This is a genomic window from Mesorhizobium kowhaii, assembly GCF_042431665.1.
GTDB classification, from domain to species: Bacteria; Pseudomonadota; Alphaproteobacteria; order Rhizobiales; family Rhizobiaceae; genus Mesorhizobium; species Mesorhizobium kowhaii.
In genome coordinates, this window is the sequence record NZ_JBHLYT010000049.1 from 1 (window position 1) to 1,339 (window position 1,339).

Annotated in this window: 1 pseudogene; it reads right to left on the reverse strand. The window is 60.9% G+C overall.

The features are described from left to right. Positions 1–1,339: pseudogene (locus tag ACFFNA_RS26225) on the reverse strand (hypothetical protein); the annotation flags it as partial.

The window sequence follows — 1,339 nt, forward strand, 5'->3', positions numbered from 1 at the left end:
TATCGGATTTATAGGCGTCGGTGCCGACCTTGATGCCGAGGCTCAGCAAGTTGGTTGCGCTTTGTACGAGGTCGTCCGGATTGTAACCATCTGGGCGAGAATCGATGCGAGCAGGATAGTGGTCGAGCAAAAGCTGGATGCGGTCTCGTGGCTGAGGCGTTGCCGGATAGGTCTCGGTCAGACCCGGGAAAAGCTCGCACAGCCTTGCGCTGAAGCTCGGGTTTGCGGCGTTCGCGCTTTCGATTGTTTCGGGCAGGAGTTGTCCACCCTGCTTGACTGCCCATGCCACAAGGTCGGAGACGAGCAACTCGGCCATTTCGCGGGCAACCGGATGTTTGGCGACCTCAATCTCGCGCCTCGCCCTCGCAAACGTGTTCTGGATATCCTGGCCACTCACCTCTTCCTGGTTCAACAGCTGACCGATATCTCGCCGGAGCTCCTTGTGAACGCCCTCATAGGTGCCAAAGACGGCACGCTCGGCAAACCAGCGTCGTGCTTCATGGGATTGAGCCAGAAAGCTTCGCTGCAGGCAGGTATAAGTTTCCAGAACATTCTGCGTGGCAGAGAGGATCTGGCGGGCGCGACTGAACTGGTAATCGTCGCCCTCAAGCGCCGGGGTATGGGACTTTGGCGGCTTCAGCGACGGAAGTCCCAGAGCTTGCTCCCGGTGATCGAACGCGCGCAAATGCTCATAAAGCTGCGGCCGGTCGCCGAGGATGATGACGGTGTCGCCGTCGAAGTCGCCGTCAAGTTTTTTCTGCTCACCGGTCGGGACAGCCACCAACGAGCCCGGGGCAAACACCTCGGTCGCCTGCAGGATGCCGAGGCAGTCGAGCGGCGTGTCCACCTTGACGCGGTCCTTGCTCGAGGTCCAGCTCGCATGGCATTTGACGTCCTCGGCAGACATCACCAGCCCACGGTCGGCGTAGGCGGCCGGCCACATCTTATCCGGGACAACGATCAGAATGCCTTTGGCAAAAAAGGTCGGATCGTTGGCCGCCAGTTCCCTCCCCGACTTCTGGGCGACGTTGAAGCTGTATTGGATGGCCGTGCAGTTGTCGAGAAACACAGCGGTCGGATCCCCCTCGAGGGCCGACTTGACTCCTTCTGGGGCAAACGGGCGCAGGTTGGGCTTGTCATAGGGCGAGCGCCCGATCAGCACGCCGCTCGTCCCCGTCAACGTCTCGCTCTTGAGCGTCGGCACATGGAGACACTCGTCGCTGGAGGGTATGGCAACCGCGCCAGGACCGTCGATATGTCCGCCAGTCACGGTTCGAAACAGCTCCTCGGCCGACAGCCTTTGCCCCTGTCGGCTCTCGAGCCAGGTCTTGGCCTTCTC